General features: G+C 52.8%; 14 protein-coding genes. All 14 read left to right on the forward strand.

The annotated features are described in order from the left end of the window. Positions 1-48: 48 nt before the first annotated feature. The 14 genes from spoVE to pgeF all read left to right on the forward strand — a co-directional run bounded on the left by spoVE (position 49) and on the right by pgeF (position 15,717). Positions 49-1,146: a stage V sporulation protein E gene (gene spoVE / locus M3G15_RS09315; RefSeq protein ID WP_009225601.1), complete on the forward strand. Its 1,098-nt coding sequence runs from the start codon at positions 49-51 to the stop codon at positions 1,144-1,146. 4 nt (positions 1,147-1,150) lie between these two features. Continuing rightward, positions 1,151-2,260: an undecaprenyldiphospho-muramoylpentapeptide beta-N-acetylglucosaminyltransferase gene (gene murG / locus M3G15_RS09320; protein ID WP_260070713.1), complete on the forward strand. Its 1,110-nt coding sequence runs from the start codon at positions 1,151-1,153 to the stop codon at positions 2,258-2,260. A 228-nt stretch (positions 2,261-2,488) separates the two neighbouring features. Further along, on the forward strand, positions 2,489-3,394 hold the full coding sequence (gene murB / locus M3G15_RS09325) for a UDP-N-acetylmuramate dehydrogenase (protein ID WP_009225603.1): 906 nt from the start codon (positions 2,489-2,491) through the stop codon (positions 3,392-3,394). 16 nt (positions 3,395-3,410) lie between these two features. Continuing rightward, positions 3,411-4,691 carry a UDP-N-acetylglucosamine 1-carboxyvinyltransferase gene (gene murA, locus M3G15_RS09330; protein WP_009225604.1) on the forward strand — a complete coding sequence of 427 codons (1,281 nt, stop codon included), beginning with the start codon at positions 3,411-3,413 and terminating at the stop codon, positions 4,689-4,691. Positions 4,692-4,807: 116 nt separating this feature from the next. Next, a complete protein-coding gene (locus M3G15_RS09335; RefSeq protein WP_260070714.1) occupies positions 4,808-5,575 on the forward strand; it encodes a cell division protein FtsQ/DivIB in 768 nt (255 codons plus the stop codon). Positions 5,576-5,830: 255 nt separating this feature from the next. Continuing rightward, positions 5,831-7,081, forward strand: coding sequence for a cell division protein FtsA (gene ftsA, locus M3G15_RS09340; protein ID WP_009225606.1), 1,251 nt, complete (start codon positions 5,831-5,833; stop codon positions 7,079-7,081). A 56-nt stretch (positions 7,082-7,137) separates the two neighbouring features. Next, positions 7,138-8,253: a cell division protein FtsZ gene (ftsZ, locus tag M3G15_RS09345; protein ID WP_028537941.1), complete on the forward strand. Its 1,116-nt coding sequence runs from the start codon at positions 7,138-7,140 to the stop codon at positions 8,251-8,253. A 189-nt stretch (positions 8,254-8,442) separates the two neighbouring features. Further along, entirely contained in the window at positions 8,443-9,414 is a 972-nt protein-coding gene (gene spoIIGA, locus M3G15_RS09350) for a sigma-E processing peptidase SpoIIGA (RefSeq protein ID WP_028537942.1), read from the forward strand. Positions 9,415-9,433: 19 nt separating this feature from the next. Next, positions 9,434-10,156, forward strand: a complete 723-nt coding sequence (gene sigE, locus M3G15_RS09355) for an RNA polymerase sporulation sigma factor SigE (RefSeq protein WP_016311514.1) — start codon at positions 9,434-9,436, stop codon at positions 10,154-10,156. A 152-nt stretch (positions 10,157-10,308) separates the two neighbouring features. Beyond that, positions 10,309-11,091, forward strand: a complete 783-nt coding sequence (sigG, locus tag M3G15_RS09360; protein ID WP_009225610.1) for an RNA polymerase sporulation sigma factor SigG — start codon at positions 10,309-10,311, stop codon at positions 11,089-11,091. 121 nt (positions 11,092-11,212) lie between these two features. After that, a complete protein-coding gene (locus M3G15_RS09365; RefSeq protein WP_028537943.1) occupies positions 11,213-12,031 on the forward strand; it encodes a MerR family transcriptional regulator in 819 nt (272 codons plus the stop codon). A gap of 108 nt (positions 12,032-12,139) precedes the next feature. Beyond that, a complete protein-coding gene (locus tag M3G15_RS09370) occupies positions 12,140-14,083 on the forward strand; it encodes an FAD-dependent oxidoreductase (protein WP_085169617.1) in 1,944 nt (647 codons plus the stop codon). A gap of 189 nt (positions 14,084-14,272) precedes the next feature. Continuing rightward, positions 14,273-14,608, forward strand: coding sequence for a YlmC/YmxH family sporulation protein (locus M3G15_RS09375; protein ID WP_085279291.1), 336 nt, complete (start codon positions 14,273-14,275; stop codon positions 14,606-14,608). Between the two features lie 272 nt (positions 14,609-14,880). Next, positions 14,881-15,717, forward strand: coding sequence for a peptidoglycan editing factor PgeF (pgeF, locus tag M3G15_RS09380; protein WP_397376604.1), 837 nt, complete (start codon positions 14,881-14,883; stop codon positions 15,715-15,717). Positions 15,718-15,719 lie beyond the last annotated feature (2 nt).

A 15,719-nucleotide genomic window follows, 5' to 3' on the forward strand; every position in this document is an offset into this window, starting at 1 on the left:
TAGGGGGGTGGAAAAGCCCCTACTTTCGGTTAAGAGGTGGCATCCACGATGGGCAAGAGCCGTACGGCGCCGGATTTTTGGCTGGCGGCCAGCATTCTCGGATTGCTGGCGATCGGAATCGTAATGGTATACAGCGCGGGTTCCGTACTCGCTTTCCATGATTACGGCGATTCTTTCTATTTCGTCAAGAGGCAGCTGCTCTTTGCTGTACTTGGGTTAATCGCGATGTTCCTGATGATGAATGTAGATTACCGTCTGCTGCGGAAATACGCCAAAATCGGGCTGGTTCTATGCTTCATCCTGCTCGTGATCGTGCTGATTCCCGGTATCGGGGTCGTGCGCGGCGGGGCGCGCAGCTGGCTGGGCATCAGCTCGTTTGGGATTCAACCCTCCGAGTTTATGAAGCTTGGCATGATCTTGTTTCTATCCTATTGGCTGAGTAAGGAAGATTACAAGATCACGAATTTTACGAAAGGCCTGCTGCCGCCGCTTGGGATTATCGGACTTGCCTTCGGCTTAATCATGCTTCAGCCCGATTTGGGGACGGGGACGGTCATGCTGGGCGCTTCCCTGTTGATCGTGTTTACCGCAGGTGCACGCATTCGGCATTTAGCCGGCCTGGCGGCCGTGGGAGCGCTGGGCTTCGTCGGCTTGATCCTGGCAGCGCCTTACCGGCTGAAGCGGATCACCGCCTTCCTTGATCCCTGGTCGGACCCGCTGGGCGCAGGATATCAGATCATCCAGTCGCTGTATGCGATTGGACCCGGCGGATTGGCGGGCTTGGGACTGGGGATGAGCCGGCAAAAATACAGCTACGTGCCGGAGCCGCAAACCGACTTTATCTTCTCGATCCTAGCAGAGGAATTAGGTTTTATCGGCGGACTTTTGGTTCTGTTATTGTTTTTAATTTTAGTATGGCGCGGTATGCGCGTTGCCATGACCATCGACGATCTGTTTGGCAGCTTGCTTGCCGTTGGGATCGTTGGCATGGTTGGCGTGCAGGTCGTGATCAACATCGGCGTTGTCATCGGCCTGATGCCGGTCACCGGCATTACGCTGCCGCTGATCAGTTACGGAGGATCTTCGCTGACGCTGATGCTGACCGCGCTGGGCATTCTACTGAATTTATCCCGTTATGCGAGGTGAGAATATGCGCGTCGTACTAAGCGGCGGCGGAACCGGGGGGCATATTTACCCGGCTCTGGCCGTCGCCAGCCAATGCGCCAAGGAATTTCCCGGCTCCGAATTTCTGTACATCGGAGGCAAGCGCGGGCTTGAAAGCTCGATTGTTCCGCAGCAAGGAATTCCGTTTGAAGCGATTGAGATTACCGGCTTCCGTCGGAAGCTGTCATTCGATAATGTGAAAACGGTCATGCGTTTTCTCAAGGGAGTGCAAACTTCCAAGAAACTGTTAAAACAATTTAAGCCCGATGTCGTCATCGGAACCGGCGGATATGTCTGCGGTCCGGTGGTGTACGCTGCGGCCAAGCTGGGCATTCCCAGCATCATTCATGAACAGAACGCCATTCCGGGCTTAACGAACCGCTTCCTGAGCAAATACGCATCGACGGTTGCCGTCAGCTTCGAGGGATCGGAAAAGGCGTTCCCCGCAGCTCGAAACGTCATTTACACGGGAAATCCGCGGGCGACAACCGTATTTGCAGCCGATAAACAAAAGGGCTTTGAATCCCTTGGTTTGCCGCCTAGCAGCTCGGTTGTCCTTGTGGTCGGCGGCAGTCAGGGAGCTCGAGCCATCAATCAAGCGATGGTTGAAATGGCTCCGCTGCTTAAACAGTCCGAACACTTAAAATTTGTGTACGTCACCGGAGACCGCTATTATGCCTCGACGGTGGAGGCGATTTCGGCGAAATTGGGCGAGTTGCCCGCCAATCTGCAGGTGCTTCCTTATGTGCATAACATGCCGGAGGTTCTGGCCTGCACCTCGCTGATCGTGAACCGTGCTGGGGCTTCTTTTTTGGCGGAAATTACGGCGCTGGGGATCCCCGCGATTCTGATTCCATCCCCTAACGTGACGAACAATCATCAAGAGAAAAATGCCCGCGCGCTGGAGAGCGCCGGTGCCGCCGAAGTGATTTTGGAGTCGGAGCTGACGGGCCGCAGCCTGTATGCGTCCATCGAGCGCGTGATGAGCGATTTGCGTCAGCACAGCGCGATGTCGACCGCTTCCCGTGCCTTGGGCAAACCGGATTCCGCTCATCTTATCGTGGAAGAGATGCGGAGGCTCGTCAAACACCAATAAGGCGCTGTTCATGGGCGGCGTAAGGCCTTGTGCCGGGGGCTGGGCGATTGTCACACTCTCCGTGAGGGAGGCATAAGATACTCTATAAATCGTGACAACCAAGCGGGGCAAGATGATCAGCCCTGCAGGACCCGGGCTCCGGCAGTCATCGGCTGCCGATATGGAACAGTGGCACCCGGCGAAATACCGCCGAAGGTATCCGCCATTCAAGTCAAGGAGGGTTATACGATGCAGCAGTGGATATCACAATTGACCAGGCTGGAGGCCTTGGAGGTGTTGCCGAATGAGCCAATGTCGAAGTACACGACTTGGAAAATCGGCGGTCCGGCGGATGCGATGGCCGTTCCACAAACGACCCGGCAGCTTGCGGAGCTGATGCGCTTGCTCCACGCAGAAGGAATCCCGTGGATGATGATCGGAAAAGGCTCCAATCTGCTGGTTTCCGACAAAGGCATCCGAGGCTGCGTCATCCGGCTGGGTGGTGAGTTCGAGCAGATTGTTTTCGACGGTACGGAAGTCAGCGCCGGAGGAGGCGCATCCACCGTCCGGCTCAGCATCATGGCGGGCAAAGAGGGGTTAACCGGGCTGGAATTCGCCGGGGGGATCCCGGGTACGGTCGGCGGCGCCGTCTACATGAATGCCGGTGCCCACGGGTCCGATGTGTCACGTATATTTAAATCCGCTGACATTGTTCTGGAGACGGGTGAATTGGTCACATACACAGCGGAGGATATGAAGTTTGCCTACCGGCATTCCGTCCTGCATGAACAGCGAGGGATCGTGGCTCAGGCACGTTTTTCGCTTGCCGCGGGTGACCGGCTGGAGGTCGCGGCGGCCATGGCGGCGTACAAGGACCGCCGCCGTAAAACGCAGCCGCTCTCGCAGCCTTGTGCAGGCAGCGTATTTCGCAATCCGCCCGGCGATCATGCCGCCAGGTTGATCGAAGCGGCGGGTCTCAAAGGGATGAAGGTCGGCGGGGCTGAAGTGTCCACGCTGCATGCCAATTTCATCGTCAATACCGGGCAAGCGACAGCAGAGGACGTTCTTGCGCTCATGGAGCAAGTCAAGGCAGCCGTCCAAGATCAATTTGGGGTGGCGCTGGTGCCGGAGGTCTTCTTCGTGGGTGAACGGTAAACTCGGAGGTGATACATTGGACAAATTGGTGATCGAAGGCGGGAAACCCCTATCAGGAACCATTCGTATCCATGGAGCGAAAAATGCCGCACTGCCGATTCTGGCCGCATCGCTGCTGGCGGAAGGTAAGGTGCAACTTCGAAATGTCCCCCGCCTGCTCGATATTGATGTCATGTTAGGCATTCTCGGTCGACTGGGCTGTAAAGCCGTCCATTTGGGAGATACGGTGACTGTCGATACCTCGGGAGCAGATTCCAGCCATGTTCCTGAGGATTTGATGAAACAGATGCGCTCCTCCATCTTTTTGATGGGGCCGCTGCTTGCCCGGTTTGGGGAAGTATGCATCTATCAGCCGGGAGGCTGTGCGATCGGGGAACGGAAAATCGATCTGCATTTGAAGGGACTTGAAGCTTTAGGAGCGAAGATTGAAGAGCACGATCAGCAAATATGGTGCAGAGCCAGCAAGCTGGTTGGTACCGACATCCATCTGGATTTCCCCAGCGTGGGTGCAACGGAGAACATCATGATGGCTGCAGCGTTGGCTGAAGGCACAACCATGATTACGAACGCAGCACGGGAGCCGGAGATTCAGGATTTGCAAAACTTCTTGAATGCCATGGGCGCCAGCATCATCGGCGCTGGTACCGACACGATTACGATCAGAGGAGTGAAACGCCTCTTCCCTTGCGATTACGAGATTATCCCGGACCGTATCGTTGCGGGTACTGCTTTAATTGCTGTTGCTGCCACCCGCGGCAGCGTCACGCTGACCCACAGCAACCCTTCGCATCTGGTATCGCTGCTGCACGTGCTCAAGCGGGCCGGTGTTCAAATCGGAGTGAGCGATGATATAATAACGTTGAGCAGTGCAGGCCGTCCGAAAGCGGTGGAACGGATTGTGACCTCACCTTATCCTTCGTTTCCTACCGATTTGCAGTCCCAAGTGATGGTACTGTTATCCTTGGCGGACGGAATGAGCGTGATGAAAGAAACCGTGTTCGAAGGCCGGTTCAAGCATGTGGGCGAGCTGGTTCGCATGGGAGCTGACATTACGGTGGACCTGAATTCCGCGTTTATTCGCGGGGTGCCCCGGCTTTACGGCGCGACCGTGGAAGCAACCGACCTGCGTGCAGGGGCGGCGCTGGTGATCGCCGGCTTGGCGGCCCAGGGTCAAACCGTGGTGGAGCAGGTTCATCATATCGACCGTGGTTATGATCGGATCGAAACGATGTTCCAACGGCTTGGAGGCTCGGTACGCCGTGAATCTCCAGCCTTGCGTCAGCTGGATCTGGCCTAGGTCAATGTGATGCTGATTCGCGAAACCTTCGTAGTATAGCCCTAAACTTTTGTCCCCTCCCCTGGAGGGGATAATAAGCTTTGTAATACTTATTCAGAAAGTTGCGGAGAAATGACATGCCAAAAGCGAATGTACCCGTCCTAAAAGAACCTGCGCCCAAGAAGAAAAGCGGACGAAAAATCAAAACCATACTTATCCTGCTGTTCCTCGCGTTATTATGCGTTCTATTTTTCCGTTCATCTCTGAGCAAAATTTCTGTCATTACGTTTGAAGGCAATACGTATACGACGGAGACGGAGCTGTTGGGCGCCACAGGGCTTCAGGTGGGTTCCCCGTTTTTTGCGGTCAGTGCCGATCATATCGCCCGCAAGCTGGAAGAGATTCCTTCGGTGAAGCAAGCTGAGGTAGACAAAACGTTTCCCGGCAGCGTAACGATCCATATCGAGGAATATCCGATTGCAGCGTATGTGCTGTCAGAGGACGGGAAGCTGCGAGGCTTGCTCGCCAACGGAACGCGCATCGACCTGAAGGACGGGGCGATGCCGGTGGACAAGCCGATATTAACCGGTTGGAAGGACGATGACGAGGGCTTGGTCAAACTTTGCCAAACGCTGTCGCAAATTCCGGACGAGCTGACCGCAGACATTTCGGAGATCGTACCTTCACCAACGTTGTCTTATCCGGACCGAATTAAGCTGTATACCCGGTCCAAATTCGAAATCATTTCAGCCACTTCCCTCCTAGCCAAAAAGGCGGAATACATGAACGAAATTCTGCAAACACAGGACCCTGGAAAGCTGACGATGCTGGACGCGGATTCTTATGTTCCTTACTCCACGACGGAGGACGGAGACGATGGACAAAATGATACTACTCATGATTGAAAAACAATGATAAAATACATTTTATGGGCTAGTTGGCGTTCTCCCTCTTTTTTCTTCTAATTTTTCAGATAGGGGCAGGGTCTCTGCCACAGTCAGGTTACTTCCTGTCTATGAGATGTAAAAAGTTGGAAGCCAAAAAATTTGTAGAAAAAAGAGGGAAAGGTTAAGTGGCGTTGAATTAGTAGATAGTGCATCTAACACGGCAAGCATATTTTGCAAGTATATTTTGATGGGGAAATAGGAGGTGCCAGGGGCTTGAGCAACAATGACATCATTGTTAGTTTGGACATCGGTACATCCAAAGTTCGTGCTATTATTGGGGAAATTAATAATGGAACCTTTAATATTATTGGGGTTGGATCTGCCGACTCGGAAGGAATTCGAAAAGGCGCGATTGTAGATATTGACCAAACGGTGCAATCGATCCGCAGCGCTGTGGATCATGCAGAACGGATGGTAGATATTCAAATATCTGAAGTGTATGTCGGCATTTCGGGAAATCACATCGGACTCCAAACGAGCCACGGGGTTGTAGCCGTACAAAATGAAGACCGGGAAATCGGTGAAGAAGACATCGAGCGGGTCCTGAAGGCGGCCGAGGTGATCGCCCTGCCGCCGGAACGAGAAATTATCGATGTGGTGGCCAAGCAATATATCGTGGACGGACTGGAAGGGATTTCGGACCCGCGCGGGATGATTGGCGTTCGGCTGGAAGTGGAAGCGACGATCGTCACCGGCTCCAAGACGGCGATTCACAATCTGCTTCGCTGTGTGGAGAAGGCCGGCCTTAAGGTTCGGGATCTGATATTGCTGTCGCTTGCTGCCGGTCAATTGGCGTTGTCTAAAGACGAAAAAACGATGGGATCCGTCCTGGTAGACATCGGTGCGGGTTCCACGACGATCGCTGTATTTGAAAGCGGCACGATCGTTGCGACATCCACGCTTCCGATTGGGGGAGAATTTATAACGAACGATATTGCCTACGGTCTTCGGACGTTAACGGACCATGCGGAGAAGGCGAAGTTGAAATACGGCTGCGCTTCAATCGAGGACGCGGCGTCGGATGTAACCTTTAAGGTGACACGGATCGGAAGCAATGTGGACAAGGAGTTTACGCAGGAGGATTTAGCCGCGATTGCGGAGCCGCGCGTACAGGAGATTTTTCAGTTGATCCGCCAGGAAGTCAAGCGTCTTGGCTACAGCGAGCAGCCGGGGGGATATATCCTGATCGGCGGTACGGTGTCCATGCCGGGATTGCTCAAGATTGCCCAGCAGGAGCTGGAAGCTTCGGTTCGAATTGCTGTGCCTGATTTCATCGGCGTTCGTGATCCTTCTTACACCGGCGGGGTGGGAATTCTGCATAAGGTGGTCAGAAACATGCGGATCCGCAGCGCTTCCAGCCCGAAGAAGAACGCGAACCGGAGCAAGGCTCCGGCACCGCAGGAAACCGTTCGGAAGAGCGGATTGATGGAACGACTCAAGAACTTGTTTAGCGAATTTATATAGTGGTTCAGGAATGATGCATGGGCGATCCATGCATATTGAGGGGGAGATGGAAGAGTATGTTGGAATTTGATTTCGAAATGGAGAGCTTGGCACAAATCAAGGTGATCGGGGTTGGCGGCGGCGGAAGCAACGCGGTTAACCGAATGATCGAGAACGGCGTGCAGGGCGTGGAATTTATTACGGTCAACACGGACGCTCAAGCGCTGCATTTGGCCAAGTCCGAACATAAATTGCAAATCGGGGACAAGCTGACCCGCGGTCTCGGCGCCGGAGCTAATCCGGAAGTGGGCAAGAAAGCAGCTGAGGAATCCCGCGATTTGATTGCCAATACGTTGAAAGGCGCCGACATGGTGTTTGTTACTGCCGGTATGGGCGGCGGTACGGGAACTGGGGCAGCGCCGGTCATTGCCGAGATCGCCAGAGAGTGCGGCGCACTAACGGTTGGCGTCGTAACCCGTCCGTTTACGTTTGAAGGCCGCAAACGCTCCACGCAAGCGGAGATGGGGATTGAAGCGTTGAAGGAAAAGGTAGACACGCTGATCGTCATTCCTAACGATCGCTTGCTTGAGATTGTGGATAAGAAGACGCCGATGCTGGAAGCGTTCCGCGAAGCGGATAACGTCCTGCGTCAAGCCGTGCAAGGCATTTCTGACTTGATTGCCGTGCCGGGTCTGATCAACCTCGACTTCGCCGACGTGAAGACGATCATGACCGAGCGCGGATCCGCCCTGATGGGTATCGGTCTTGCAACCGGCGAGAACCGTGCTGCCGAAGCTGCACGTAAAGCCATCATGAGTCCGCTCTTGGAGACTTCGATCGAAGGGGCGCGCGGCGTCATTATGAACATTACCGGCGGGGCGAACCTGTCGTTGTATGAAGTCAATGAAGCAGCAGAGATCGTTATTGCCGCTTCGGACCCAGAAGTGAATATGATTTTTGGTGCAATCATCGATGAGAATATGAAAGAAGAGATCAAAGTTACCGTGATCGCCACGGGATTCGAGAACAAGCCGTTGCCTAGCCGCAAGCCGGCAGCAGCTGCCCCTGGTGCTCCGGAGCCGCAGGAGAACCGTTCGACCTCCACCCTGAGACCGTTCGGTAACCAGCCTAGCGGCGACCAACTGGATATTCCGACGTTTCTTCGTAACCGTTCGCGGAACAACAACGAATAGGTTAGGAGCTATTAAACGTCTTCCCCTAGACCTTGACCCGAGATGGGCCAAGGTCTTTTTTTTTCTATCCTTCCCTTCTGCAAATCTCTCCCGCGAAGTCGACAAAAATAGTGGCATTCTACTTTCAATTTTAGACAGACTTTATCGCGCGTTCTCTTTATACTGATAACCATCTACCCAGGCAGGTGAATGCCGTTGGTTGTCTATATCGATCTCATATTTTTGATGAACCTATTGATCGATGCAAGCTTGCTTCTAGTCACGGCTTGGATGCGAAAGCAAAAAGTCGTTCTCTGGCGGCTGGCCTTGTCGGCGGTGGTTGGGGCGATGTATGTCGTCATGATGTTTTTGCCGGAGCTCTCATTTCTGTACACGTTTCTGGTGAAATTTCTATTCTCTGTCGTGATGCTGTGGGTTGCGTTCGGATTTGGAAGTTTACAAAACTACTTACGGAATATGGGAGCTTTTTATATCGTCAATTTTGCAGCGGCCGGCGGAATTCTAGGTGTACATTATTTGCTGCAAGATTCCGGAGAAATCTGGAGCGGGATATGGTATTCGGCTTCCGGCGGGCTTTCGTTTTCCTTGAAAATTGGAGTGTTGTTTATTCTGGTTTGCTTCTTCGCCGTATTGTATGGGTTTAAGCGGGTGATCGATGCACGTCAACGGCAGGAGCGGATTCGCTCCTTCTTAGCTGATTTGGAAGTACGCGTAGGCGATACAGCGATTACGTGCACGGGATTGATCGATACGGGCAACCAGTTATCCGATCCCCTCAGCCGGCTTCCGGTGACCGTAATGGAAGCTGTGCTTTGGGAGCAGGTTTTGCCCCCGTCGTATCGGGGGAAGCTGGCTGACGAACGTGCGGACAACCTCATCTTGCAGCTGACAGAGGCAGGAGATTTTCCATGGCCGGAGCGGCTGCGGTTGGTTCCTTACCGCGGGATCAACAAAGGCACCCAGTTTATGCTGGCGCTGAAGCCTGACGAGGTTATGGTCCGTCTAGACGGCAAGGAATATCGTTCGTCCCGGGTGCTGATTGGTTTGGACGGGGGGCGGTTATCGACGGAAGGAACCTACCAAGCGATTGTTCATCCCGCACTGGTTGAGTCGACAGAGGCGAAGGAGAGTATGGACACCATCAGTAAAACGGGAACGTAACTTAGGAGGATACAAAGTGATGCGTGTAAAGTGGAAAATGATGCTGCAGCTGCAGTATTACCGGCTGCTGTTTCTTTTTGGACTAAAGAGTGAAGAAATCTATTATATCGGCGGCAGCGAAGCACTTCCTCCGCCATTAACCCGTGAAGAGGAGGAATATTTGCTGCAGCGGCTGCCCAGCGGCGATTCCGCCATCCGGGCCATGCTGATCGAACGTAACCTGCGGCTGGTCGTATATATCGCCAGAAAGTTCGAGAATACGGGAATCAATATCGAGGACCTGGTATCCATCGGCGCCATTGGCTTAATTAAAGCAGTTAACACGTTTGACCCGGAGAAAAAGATCAAGCTGGCGACCTATGCATCTCGTTGCATTGAAAACGAAATTCTGATGTACCTGCGCCGGAACAGCAAAATCCGCACCGAGGTCAGCTTTGATGAGCCGCTGAACATCGATTGGGACGGCAACGAGTTGCTGCTCTCCGACGTGCTGGGTACGGAGAACGATACGATCTACCGTAATATCGAAGAGCAAGTTGACCGGAAGCTGCTGCACAAGGCGTTGGATAAATTAACCGAGCGCGAGCGGATGATTATGGAGCTTCGCTTCGGGCTGGTTGACGGCGATGAGAAGACACAGAAGGATGTAGCTGACCTGCTGGGGATTTCGCAATCGTACATCTCGCGTCTGGAGAAACGGATCATTAAACGGCTGCGCAAGGAATTTAACAAGATGGTGTAATGGCCTGATGGAAGCGCAATTTTCCCAATTTCCAATTATTTCGACAGAAGTCGACTTAAGTGTTTTCGCTTCGACCTGGAAGATGACGGCGGAATAAAAATGCAGTCCCGGGAGATACTGTTCATTAGTTTCTCCTTGGGAGGTAAGACACGATGACCCGAAACAAAGTCGAAATTTGCGGTGTCGATACCGCAAAATTGCCCGTTCTAACCAATGCGGAAATGCGTGAATTGTTCCACTCGTTGCAGCAGGACCACGTAAGATCAGCCAGAGAAAAGTTAGTAAATGGCAATCTGAGACTCGTGCTGAGCGTCATCCAGCGGTTCAACAATCGGGGGGAGTATGTGGACGACCTATTCCAGGTTGGCTGCATCGGACTCATGAAAGCCATCGATAATTTCGATTTATCGCAGAACGTCAAATTCTCCACTTACGCTGTGCCGATGATCATTGGGGAAATTCGGCGTTATCTGCGGGACAACAACCCGATCCGCGTCTCCCGAAGCTTGCGAGATATCGCCTACAAGGCGCTTCAAATGCGGGACAACCTGACCAATCAGAACTCCCGTGAACCTACGATTTTTGAAATCTCTGAGGCTTTGGGCTTACCGAAGGAGGACGTCGTCTTTGCCCTCGACGCCATCCAGGACCCGGTTTCCTTGTTCGAGCCGATCTACCATGACGGCGGGGATCCCATCTACGTGATGGACCAAATCAGCGATGACAAGAACAAGGACGTATCCTGGATCGAGGAAATCGCCTTACGCGAAGCGATGCAGCGGTTGGGCAACCGTGAGAAGATGATCTTGTCCATGCGTTTCTTTGAAGGCAAAACGCAAATGGAGGTCGCCGATGAGATCGGGATCTCCCAAGCCCAAGTGTCCAGACTCGAGAAATCCGCTATTTTACAAATGCAGAAACATGTGAAGTCGTAATTCGGTCCCTGCGGGGGCCTTTTTTCGTGTGAACATTTCCATATCTTCAATCCCCCCTGCTTCAATATCATAGAAGTGGGACAAAAGGCTTGTGACTTGAGATGTGCGGGAGGGAAGGTAGATGAAGTATTGCATTGGGGAATTTTCTTCACTGCTTGGCATCACCCGGGACACACTGAGGCTGTATGAGAAGCATGACATCGTGAGGCCGGTCAAGGACCGTCATAACAGCTACCGCTATTTCAACGATTTGGACGCCCGGGATTTGTTGATGAGCCGGTGGTATCGCAGTTTGCAGATTCCACTGCAGGATGTGGCCAGCTTGATTCAAAATGCCTCGTTGGACGACATTCTCAACAAGATGGAACAGAGCAAGCGGGAGCTGGAGGAAGAGATCCGCAAAAGCACGATGTTGCTGCATAAGTTAGATGAACTGAGCCGGGAGGTCCAGAATCTAGAGGGGAGACTTTATCGTTGCACGCTGGGGGACCGACCAGGACTCTACCGATTAAAGCAAACGGATAAAAATCACCTGCTTAACACGAAAGGTTTGGAGGGCACCATTAATGCGTTAATGGAGGTGCTTCCTTACTCATTTTATTGCTTCCGCATCGACCCGGATTCCATCGAATCCGAGGCGGAGGGCTTGGAATACAGCTGGGGCCTGTCGATTTCGGAAAACGAGGTGCACCAACTGGGCATCACGTTGGATGAGCATTTAGAGTATATTCCGCCGTCTCGTTGTGTGACATCGGTGATATTGTCCCCGCAGAGCGAAGATTTTACCAAAGAATCGCTTCGTTTTATGCTGAATTACATAAATGAGCAGCACTATGCAATTTCCGGTGCGGTAACCGGACGATTGATGTTGACCGAGAACCACGAGGGCACGAAACGTTCGTTCCTAGAGATCCATATTCCTATCGAGAATTCCTATTGACCTTGGTGCAACACCAAGGTTTATGCTTCTAGTGTAGCCTTGTTTGTGAACATAAGTGAAAACATTCACAATAACAAGGCAGACTATGCAGTAAGGGGAGAAGAGGGAATGCGCAACAAACGAGTGAACAAGGTGCTCTTGGTTACGATCTGCATCGTATTGGTTGCGTCGATGTTCGGTTGGGGTTGGCCATCTGAGAAGCTGCTAAACAGCTCCTCGACAGCGGTCGCGGCCTCAGCATTTAAGGCGGGGACGTATACCGGGGAGGCCGAGGGCAAAGACGGCGTAATCAAAGTGCTCGTGACGATGGAGCAAGCGGATCGGATCAAGGACATCAAGATCGTCAGCCAAACCGAAACTGAGGGGCTTGGTGACAGCGCGCTGAGCAAAATCAAGGATCAAATCTTGACGAACCAATCGCTGAAGATTGATGCGGTAAGCGGCGCAACTGTATCCAGCGACGCCATGCTGAAAGCGGTAGAGGATGCGGTTAAAAAAGCAGGCGGCGATGTGAATGCCTTGAAATCGGTTAGCGTCAAGAAGCCTGGCACAGGCAAAACGGAAAAGCTCCAAGCCGACGTCGTCGTCGTTGGGGCCGGTGCTTCCGGGGTGTCGGCTGCGGTAGCGGCGGCGGACAAAGGCGCAAAAGTGATCATTATCGAAAAGACCAGTATCATTGGCGGTGCCAGCAATCTGTCTTGGGCGGGCAAATTCTATAACTCCTCCGCCGCACTTGAGAGCGGTGTCAAGGTGGACGCGGAGAAGGAGATCGCCGATTGGATCGTCAACAACCACTGGAGAGTGGATGCAGCGGCTGTGCGCCAATATGTGACGAAATCCGGGGATACGTACGATTGGCTGAAGAACAAAGGGTATGTTACGACGTTCCTGAACTTCGGTGGAGAGCAGCTGCATGTGCTGCCGGCTTATAATACTCGCGAGCAGACGCTCCGTAAGATGCTGACGGCTTCGGTTGAGAAGAACGGCGGCAAGGTAATTACAGAAACCACCGGGAAGAAATTGATCACGAACGCTAAAGGAGCGGTGACTGGCGTTATCGCGGAAAAAACGGACGGCACCACGCTGGAAATCAGTGCAAAAAGCGTCGTAATCGCAACGGGCGGCTACGCAGGAAACAAGGAAATGGTGAAAGAGGCATTTGGTTTTGAGGGCGTGAATGGCGGACTCGCCCAAAATATTGGCGAAGGTCTGAAAATGTCCTGGGAAGTTGGAGCGAAGGTACCGGACAACTTTGGCGGACAAATGCTGCACCAAACACTGGCCCGAGGAACCAGCAATCTGAAGAAGCAATATTCCTCCTTCGAAGCCAGCTATCCACTCATGCTCAGCTATCTGCCGAACTTGATGAACGTAGGCCCATCGGGAGCTCGTTTCAGAGATGAGACGGCGACGTTGACGGCAGTAGCGGCAGCGAATACGAGTGCGTTTAACGGGCCTTACCATCTGGTGATCGTATCGCAATCGCAGTTGAAGGCCTTGGAAGCGAAGGGCATGAACGGCATCAAAGCGCCGAAGCTGCCAGGACTTCCACCGGAATTTTACGCGGATTTCACCGATCAGTTTAAGCTGGATACTCCATGGAAGAACGTGACCGCCGTCTTTGAATCGATGGTGAAGAACGGGGATGGGTATAAAGGCAATACGATTGAGGAATTAGCCAAAAACGCTGGCATGGACGTCGAGGTGTTTAAGGACGCGTTTAACAAATATACGCAAGCGACCAAAACTGGCGTAGATACAGAGTTTGGCAAATCCAAAGAATACTTGCTGTCGATGGGTGAGGGTCCTTATTATGCGATCATTGCCGAGATTAACAACCTGGGTTCGGTTGGCGGCTTGCTCGTAAACCCTAAATTCCAAGTGTTGAACGACCAACGTGTACCGATCAAAGGACTTTACGCCGTTGGGCTTGAATCTGAAGGTGTGCTGTTTAACGACACTTACGTCGGGAACGGGGTAGGCATTGGCTATTCCTTTACTTCCGGACGACTGGGCGGCGAAAGTGCAGCTGCCGGGGCGCTGGGGAAATAATAGCATAAAAGCGAACGGATAACTGAAAGGACGGCTTCTTCTGGAATCTTACAGATTTTCGGAAGGGCTGTCCTTTTCTGTGTGGGCTTGGTCGGGCATCTCTTTTCCTGTGGCCAAGGGCATGCACCGAATCCCAAGCTCATATAGTAAAGGGACGGAGTAATTCGACGGGACGGGGGCGGTAGAAGTATGGATAATGTGGTAAGGGCGAGTATGAAAATATCCGATTTTCAGACGAAGGACGTTATCAATGTTGTGGACGGGAAGCGGCTTGGCCATATCAGCGACCTGGAGCTGGATTTAAGACAGGGTGTCATTGAAGCGATTGTCGTGCCTGTCGGGGCGAAATTTATGGGGTTGTTTGGCGGCGGGAGCGATCTCATTATCCCATGGAAAAATATCGTGAAGATTGGATCTGACGTTGTATTGGTGAAAATGGAGGAGCTTCGAGAAACAAGAACCCAGACAAACTACGATACGACGGTGTATATCGACCGAGACGGACGGGCGGAACGACGGAGCTAGATTCCGCAAGCGGTATTGTGGCGATTTATGGTAGACTTGAAGTAATTCCAATATTGAACTTTAACGGACCTCAAAGACGTTATTCTGGTGAATACGGCTGAGAAACTAGATGAGACGGACCTCACAGACCTTATTCGACTAAACGGGGCACAAATTGCTGCAAGATCAAGCTGATAGAGGTTTCCCAGTCCGTTAGATCTTTGTTTGACGCTTTTTCTGGCAAATAAGGTCGTTTAGGTCCGTTAAATTTAATTACCTTAAGGAGATGGATGATGGAACCGTTTGTAAGGAATGCTAAAGACCAACAACCGGAACGGCTCGAGCTGGCTCCGTGGGCGAATATTTTTCCGGGAATCAGCGCCGGATTTACCGGACGGTCAGGCGGAGTCAGCGAACCGCCGTATGATGCCTTAAATTTGGCTCTCCACGTTGGCGATGATCCTCAGCACGTGCTTGAGAACCGGCGCCGGTTAGCTGAAGCGTTGGGGTTTGCCCCTGAGGCATGGACCTGCGGGGAGCAGGTTCACGCCAACGCTGTCGCCATGGTTCGTGCCGAAGATCGCGGCAAAGGATACCTGGACCGCAGCAGCGCTTTCCAGGAAACGGACGGGCTGGTGACGAACGTGCCGGGCGTGCTGCTCACCTCGTTTTATGCCGATTGTGTTCCCCTTTATTTCGCTGATCCCGTGAGAGGCGTCGTTGGCTTGGCCCACGCCGGCTGGAAAGGCACCGTCCGTCTGATCGCTGCGGAAATGATCCAAACGATGGAGCGCGAGTTCGGCAGCCAGCGCAGCGAGATCCGGGCGGCGATTGGCCCCAGCATTGGGGAATGCTGCTATGAGGTGGACGAAGTGGTGATGGAGAAGGTTCGTGAGGCCCTACCAGGCGAGGAGCAGCATTATGCTTCCGCATCTCCCCGTGCAGGAAAAACAATGCTGAACTTGAAAGAAATGAATCGAATCATTATGATTAAAGCAGGAATATTGCCGACTCATATCGAATGTACAACGTGGTGTACAAGCTGTCATCCGGAGTATTTTTACTCTTACCGGGCGCAAAATGGCGTTACAGGGAGAATGGCAAGCTGGATTGGCATAAAAGAGAGGTGATC

The sequence above is a fragment of the Paenibacillus sp. p3-SID1389 genome (assembly GCF_025151705.1).
Lineage (GTDB): Bacteria > Bacillota > Bacilli > Paenibacillales > Paenibacillaceae > Fontibacillus > Fontibacillus phoenicis.

Bases quoted from the DNA above. Each gene is read 5' to 3' on its own strand.
- spoVE (WP_009225601.1), top strand. From the start codon at position 49: ATGGGCAAGAGCCGTACGGCGCCGGATTTTTGGCTGGCGGCCAGCATT.
- murG (WP_260070713.1), top strand. From the start codon at position 1,151: ATGCGCGTCGTACTAAGCGGCGGCGGAACCGGGGGGCATATTTACCCG.
- murB (WP_009225603.1), top strand. From the start codon at position 2,489: ATGCAGCAGTGGATATCACAATTGACCAGGCTGGAGGCCTTGGAGGTG.
- M3G15_RS09335 (WP_260070714.1), top strand. From the start codon at position 4,808: ATGCCAAAAGCGAATGTACCCGTCCTAAAAGAACCTGCGCCCAAGAAG.
- ftsZ (WP_028537941.1), top strand. From the start codon at position 7,138: ATGTTGGAATTTGATTTCGAAATGGAGAGCTTGGCACAAATCAAGGTG.
- spoIIGA (WP_028537942.1), top strand. From the start codon at position 8,443: ATGCCGTTGGTTGTCTATATCGATCTCATATTTTTGATGAACCTATTG.
- sigE (WP_016311514.1), top strand. From the start codon at position 9,434: ATGCGTGTAAAGTGGAAAATGATGCTGCAGCTGCAGTATTACCGGCTG.
- sigG (WP_009225610.1), top strand. From the start codon at position 10,309: ATGACCCGAAACAAAGTCGAAATTTGCGGTGTCGATACCGCAAAATTG.
- M3G15_RS09365 (WP_028537943.1), top strand. From the start codon at position 11,213: ATGAAGTATTGCATTGGGGAATTTTCTTCACTGCTTGGCATCACCCGG.
- M3G15_RS09370 (WP_085169617.1), top strand. From the start codon at position 12,140: ATGCGCAACAAACGAGTGAACAAGGTGCTCTTGGTTACGATCTGCATC.
- M3G15_RS09375 (WP_085279291.1), top strand. From the start codon at position 14,273: ATGGATAATGTGGTAAGGGCGAGTATGAAAATATCCGATTTTCAGACG.
- pgeF (WP_397376604.1), top strand. From the start codon at position 14,881: ATGGAACCGTTTGTAAGGAATGCTAAAGACCAACAACCGGAACGGCTC.